The organism is Streptococcus sp. k-378 (genome assembly GCF_013277505.1).
GTDB classification, from domain to species: domain Bacteria; phylum Bacillota; class Bacilli; order Lactobacillales; family Streptococcaceae; genus Streptococcus; species Streptococcus pseudopneumoniae.
Genome location: NZ_VMNC01000058.1, coordinates 1 through 7,123, shown reverse-complemented (window position 1 = coordinate 7,123; position 7,123 = coordinate 1). Strand labels below are relative to the sequence as shown.

The window sequence follows — 7,123 nt, the reverse complement described above, 5'->3', positions numbered from 1 at the left end:
TCATTATAGAACTTTCATTTAGCAGATGATGAAGAAAAGAATGGATGGCCTAAATATTTTAACAGATTTACGAGACTAATCATGGTATAATATAGGGTAATGAAAAATTCCAACGAGGCAGAGATGAAATTACTTTATACTGATATTCGGACTTCTTTGACTGAAATTCTAACCAGAGAGGCGGAAGAGCTAGTTGCTGCGGGCAAGCGGGTCTTCTACATCGCTCCCAACTCTCTTTCTTTTGAAAAGGAACGCGCCGTGCTGGAATGCTTGTACCAGCAGGCTTCTTTTGCGATTACCGTCACGCGCTTTGCTCAGATGGCTCGTTATCTGGTTTTAAATGATTTGCCAGCTAAGACCAGTCTAGATGACATCGGTCTTGGGATGGCCTTTTATAAGTGCCTTGCGGAACTCAATCCCAAGGAATTACGTGTTTATGGCGCTATCAAGCAGGATCCTCAATTTATCCAGCAGTTGATTGAATTGTACCACGAGATGACGACTGCTCAAATGAGTTTTTTGGACTTGGAGAGTTTGACGGATGAGGACAAGAGGGCCGATTTACTCTTGATTTTTGAGAAGGTAACGGCTTATCTCAATCAAAGCCAGTTGGCTCAGGGAAGTCAGTTGTCCCATTTGATTGAGGCTATCGAGAATAACAAGGTAAGTAGTGATTTCACTCAAATTGCCTTGGTTATTGACGACTTTACCCGTTTTTCTGCCGAAGAAGAGCGAATTGTGGACCTACTTCATGGCAAGGGAGTTGAGATTGTTATTGGGGCTTATGCTAGTAAGAAAGCTTATACCAGTGCATTCGCTGAAGGCAATCTCTATCAAGCTAGTGTGGAGTTTCTCCATCATCTGGCCTCTAAATACCAAACGCCTGCTCAGGACTATTCTCAAACTCATGAGAAGATGGATAGCTTTGACAAGGCCTCTCGTTTGTTGGAGTCTTCTTGTGACTTTTCAGAACTCGCTTTGGATGTCGATGAGAAAGACCGTGAAAACCTGCAAATCTGGTCTTGTTTGACGCAAAAGGAGGAGTTGGAGCTAGTAGCCCGCAGCATTCGTCAGAAATTACATGAGAACTCAGACCTGAGCTACAAACATTTTCGTATTCTCTTGGGGGATGTAGCTTCTTATCAATTATCTCTAAAAACGATTTTTGACCAGTATCAGATTCCTTTCTATCTTGGTAGAAGCGAATCCATGGCGCACCACCCTTTAACTCAGTTTGTCGAGTCTATTTTGGCTTTGAAACGCTGTCGTTTCCGTCAGGAGGATTTGATTAATCTTCTCAGAACAGGTTTGTATACCGACCTTAGTCAGGCTGATATTGATGCTTTTGAGCAATATATCCGCTATCTTGGTATCAATGGCTTGCCAGCCTTTCAGCAAACCTTTACCAAATCCCACCATGGAAAATTTAATCTGGAACGTTTAAATGTTCTTCGTCTGCGTATTTTAACACCGCTTGAAACCCTCTTTGCTAGTCGAAAACAAAAGGCTGAAAATCTCTTGCAAAAGTGGAACTCTTTTCTAAAAGAAGGAGTTGTGACCAAGCAGTTACAAGATTTGACAGCAACTATGGAAGCTGTAGAACAGGAAAGACAAGCCGAAGTTTGGAAGGCCTTTTGCCATGTTTTAGAACAATTTGCGACTGTTTTTGCTGGTTCACAGGTTAGTCTGGAGGATTTCTTGGCCTTGCTTCATTCTGGAATGAGCCTATCTCAATACCGTACCATTCCAGCGACAGTGAACACCGTTCTGGTGCAGAGTTACGATTTGATTGCACCACTGACTGCTGACTTTGTCTATGCCATTGGGCTGACTCAGGACAATTTACCAAAAATCGCGCAAAATACCAGTCTTTTGACAGATGAAGAAAGACAAAACATAAACCAAGCGACCGAAGAAGGCGTTCAATTACTGATTGCCAGCAGTGAAAATCTCAAGAAAAATCGCTACACTATGCTTTCTTTGGTCAATTCTGCCCGTAAGCAATTAGTTTTGTCGGCTCCAAGCCTTTTTAATGAAAGTGAAAGCAAGGAGTCAGCCTATCTTCAAGAACTAGTCCATTTTGGATTTAGGCGGAGAGAGAAGAGGTTGAATCACAAAGGGCTGTCTAAGGAAGATATGGGGTCCTATCACAGTCTTTTGTCTAGTCTGGTTGCCTATCACCAGCAGGGCGAGACGAGTGATAGGGAGCAAGATTTGACCTTTGTCAAAGTTCTGGCACGTGTCATGGGTAAAAAACTAGACCAAAGAGGCCTTGCAAATCCTGCCCTTCCAACAAGTCCAAGCAGCAAGCCCTTGACCAAGGATACCTTGCAGGCTCTCTATCCTGCTGATCAGGAGTTTTACCTGTCTACCTCTGGTTTGACGGAGTTTTATCGCAATGAATACAGTTATTTTCTTCTCTACGTTTTAGGCTTGCAAGAAGAATTACGCCTGCGTCCTGATGCCCGCAGTCACGGAAATTTCTTGCACCGCATTTTTGAACGTGCCTTGCAGTTGCCTGACGAAGATTCCTTTGACCAACGTTTGGAACAGGCTATCCAAGAAACCAGTCAGGAACGGGAATTTGAGGCTATTTATCAGGAAAGTTTGGAAGCCCAGTTTACAAAGGAAGTTTTGCTTGATGTGGCACGGACGACTGGCCACATTCTCCGTCACAATCCAGCTATTGAAACCATCAAAGAAGAGGCGAATTTCGGTGGGAAAGAGCAGGCCTTTATTCAATTGGACAATGGACGCAGTGTCTTTGTACGAGGCAAGGTTGACCGCATTGACCGATTGAAAGCTGATGGGGCGATAGGAGTAGTAGACTACAAGTCTAGTCTGACCCAGTTCCAATTTCCTCATTTCTTTAATGGTCTTAATTCCCAACTGCCAACCTACCTAGCTGCCCTAAAAAGAGAGGGGGAGCAGAACTTTTTCGGTGCCATGTACTTGGAAATGGCTGAACCTGTTCAATCTCTGATGGCCGTTAAGAATTTGGCAGGTGCAGTAGTAGAAGCCAGCAAGTCTATGAAATACCAAGGACTCTTTTTAGAAAAAGAAAGCAGTCATTTGGGCGAATTTTACAATAAAAACAAGTCTAATCAGCTGACAGATGAGGAATTCCAGCTCCTACTGGACTACAATGCCCATCTTTACAAGAAAGCAGCTGAGAAGATTTTAACAGGCCAGTTCGCCATTAATCCTTATACCGAAAATGGCAGAAGCATTGCCCCCTACGTCCAGCAACATCAATCCATCACAGGTTTTGAAGCCAATTACCACTTGGGTCAAGCCCGTTTCCTAGAAAAGTTGGACCTAGCTGATGGCAAGCGTCTGGTCGGAGAAAAACTCAAGCAAGCTTGGTTTGAAAAAATAAGAGAGGAGTTGAATCGATGAAGCCTATTCCCTTTTTAACTGAGGAGGAAATTCAAAAACTGCAAGAAGCAGAAGCAAATTCGAGCAAGGAACAAAAGAAAACTGCCGAGCAAATCGAAGCTATCTACACTTTTGGTCAAAATATCCTTGTCTCAGCGTCGGCTGGTTCTGGTAAGACTTTTGTCATGGCCGAGCGTATTCTGGACCAATTGGCGCGTGGTGTCGAAATTTCTCAACTCTTTATCTCAACCTTTACTGTCAAGGCTGCCACAGAGCTTAAGGAACGTTTAGAGAAAAAAATCAGCCAACAAATCCAAGAAAGCGATGACGTTGACCTCAAACAACACTTGGGTCGCCAGTTGGCAGACCTACCCAACGCAGCCATCGGAACTATGGACTCTTTTACACAAAAATTCCTTGGTAAACATGGCTATCTGCTTGATATTGCGCCTAATTTCCGTATTTTACAAAACCAAAGCGAGCAACTCCTTCTAAAAAACGAAGTCTTCCACGAGGTCTTTGAAGCCCATTACCAAGGTAAGCAGAAAGAGACCTTTAGTCATTTGCTGAAAAACTTTGTTGGACGTGGAAAAGATGAACGGGGGCTGCGCCAGCAAGTCTATAAAATTTATGACTTCCTCCAATCCACCAGTAATCCTCAAAAGTGGCTGAGTGAATCTTTCCTCAAAGGTTTTGAAGAGGTTGATTTTACCAATGAAAAAGAAAAACTGACTGAGCAAATCAAACAAGCCCTTTGGGATTTGGAAAGCTTTTTCCGTTATCATCTGGATAACGATGCCAAGGAGTTTGCAAAGGCTGCCTATTTAGAAAATGTTCAGTTGATTCTGGATGAAATTGGCTCCTTAAATCAAGAGTCCGATAGTAAGGCTTTTCAATCAGTGCTTGCGCGTGTTGTCGCAATTTCGAAAGAGAAAAACGGCCGAGCTCTGACCAATGCGAGTCGTAAGGCTGATTTGAAGCCACTGGCCGATGCCTACAACGAAGAGAGAAAGTCCCAGTTTGCTAAACTAGGACAACTGTCAGACCAGATAACGATTCTCGACTATCAAGAACGTTATCATGGAGACACTTGGAAACTAGCTAAAACCTTCCAAAGCTTTATGAGCGATTTTGTGGAGGCTTATCGTCAGCGTAAACGTCAGGAAAATGCCTTTGAATTCGCTGATATCAGCCATTACACCATTGAGATTTTAGAGAAATTCCCGCAAGTCCGTGAAGCTTATCAGGAGCGTTTCCACGAAGTCATGGTCGATGAGTATCAGGATACCAACCATATTCAAGAACGAATGCTGGAATTGCTGTCTAATGGCCACAATCGCTTTATGGTGGGGGATATCAAGCAATCTATCTACCGTTTCCGTCAGGCAGACCCGCAGATTTTCAATGAAAAGTTCCAACGCTATGCGCAAAATCCAAAAGATGGCAAGCTCATTCTCCTCAAGGAAAATTTCCGTAGCAGTTCAGAAGTGCTGTCAGCAACCAATGATGTTTTTGAACGTCTCATGGATCAAGAGGTCGGCGAAATCAACTATGATAACATGCACCAGCTTGTTTTTGCCAATAGCAAACTGACTCCTAATACTGAGAACAAGGCTGAATTTCTCCTCTACGACAAGAACGACACAGGTGAGGAAGAAGAGAGTCAAACAGAAACGAAACTAACAGGCGAAATGCGCTTAGTCATCAAGGAGATTCTGAAACTCCACAAGGAACAAGGTGTTGCCTTTAAGGAAATTGCCCTTCTGACCTCCAGTCGCAGTCGTAATGACCAGATTCTCCTCGCCCTGTCTGAGTACGGAATTCCTGTCAAAACCGACGGAGAGCAAAACAATTATCTCCAATCCCTAGAAGTGCAAGTCATGCTAGACACCCTTCGTGTCATTCACAATCCCCTGCAAGACTATGCCTTGGTTGCCCTTATGAAGTCTCCAATGTTTAGCTTTGATGAGGATGAGTTAGCACGTTTGTCCCTTCAGAAAGCAGAGGATAAAGTCCAAGAAAATCTATATGAGAAACTGATCAATGCTCAAAAACTGACAAGCAGCCAAAAAGGATTGATTCACACAGCTCTAGCTGAGAAACTAAAGCAATTCATGGATGTCCTAGCTTCTTGGCGCCTGTATGCCAAAACCCACTCCCTCTATGACTTGATTTGGAAGATTTACAACGACCGTTTTTATTATGATTATGTTGGAGCTTTGCCAAATGGTCCTGCTAGACAGGCCAATCTCTATGCCCTAGCACTGCGTGCTGATCAATTTGAAAAGAGCAATTTCAAGGGCTTGTCTCGTTTTATTGGTATGATTGACCAAGTTTTAGAAGCCCAGCACGATTTGGCAAGCGTTACAGTTGCACCACCTAAGGACGCAGTAGAGCTCATGACTATCCACAAGAGTAAAGGGCTAGAGTTTCCTTACGTCTTTATTCTCAATATGGATCAAGATTTCAACAAGCAAGACTCTATGTCAGAAGTCATTCTCAGCCGTAAAAACGGTCTAGGTGTCAAGTATATTGCCAAAATGGAGACTGGAGCAGTGGAAAATCACTATCCTAAAACCATCAAACTCTCCATTCCTAGCCTGACCTATAGGCAGAACGAAGAGGAATTACAGCTAGCAAGCTATTCAGAGCAGATGCGTCTCCTTTATGTTGCCATGACGAGGGCTGAGAAAAAACTCTATCTTGTCGGCAAGGGTTCTCGTGAAAAGCTGGAAGCCAAGGAATACCCAGCAGCTAAAAATGGAAAACTAAATAGCAACACTAGACTTCAAGGCAAGAATTTCCAAGATTGGATTTGGGCTATCAGTAAAGTGTTTACTAAGGACAATCTCAACTTTAGTTATCGTTTTGTTGGAGAAGATCAGTTGACTAGAGAAGCCATCGGAGAGTTGGAAACCAGGAGTCCACTCCAAGATAGCTCCCAAGCAGACAATCGTCAATCAGATACCATCAAAGAAGCCCTTGAAATGCTGAAAGAAGTGGAAATTTATAATACTCTTCACCGCGCAGCCATTGAACTTCCTAGTGTTCAAACCCCAAGTCAAATCAAGAAATTCTACGAACCAGTTATGGATATGGAAGGTGTCGAGATTGCTGGTCAAGGTCAGTCAGTAGGCAAGAAAATCAGCTTTGATTTACCAGATTTTTCAAGCAAAGAAAAGATAACAGGAGCTGAGATTGGTAGTGCTACCCACGAACTCATGCAGAGAATGGATCTCAGCCAGAGACCAACGCTTGCTAGCCTAACAGAAACACTCAAACAAGTTCAAACTAGCCAAGCTGTCAGAGACAAGATCAATCTTGATAAAATTCTTGCTTTCTTTGACACAGCACTCGGTCAGGAAATTATCGCTAATACCAACCATCTTTATCGCGAGCAACCTTTCTCCATGCTCAAACGAGACCAAAAGAGTCAGGAAGACTTTGTTGTCCGTGGAATCTTGGACGGCTATCTGCTTTATGAGGATAGAATCGTTCTGTTCGACTACAAGACAGACCGCTATGATGAACCAAGTCAACTCGTAGACCGCTATCGTGGTCAGTTAGCTCTATACGAAGAGGCTTTATCACGAGCCTATTCGATTGAAAATATTGAAAAATACTTGATTTTACTCGGTAAAGACGAGGTTCAAGTTGTAAAAGTATAATTTATACTCTTCGAAAATCTCTTCAAACCACGTCAGCTTCATCTGCAACCTCAAAACTGTGTTTTGAGCTGACTTCG

Annotated in this window: 2 protein-coding genes; both read left to right on the top strand. The window is 43.1% G+C overall.

Annotation, left to right across the window (positions count from 1 at the left end):
- The first annotated feature begins 123 nt into the window (after positions 1-123).
- Positions 124-3,399 carry an ATP-dependent nuclease subunit B gene (rexB, locus tag HT719_RS07120; protein WP_172928695.1) on the top strand — a complete coding sequence of 1,092 codons (3,276 nt, stop codon included), beginning with the start codon at positions 124-126 and terminating at the stop codon, positions 3,397-3,399.
- A complete protein-coding gene (addA, locus tag HT719_RS07115) occupies positions 3,396-7,046 on the top strand; it encodes a helicase-exonuclease AddAB subunit AddA (RefSeq protein WP_172928693.1) in 3,651 nt (1,216 codons plus the stop codon). The genes rexB and addA overlap by 4 nt, the downstream gene beginning before the upstream one ends.
- The last annotated feature ends 77 nt before the right edge of the window (positions 7,047-7,123 follow it).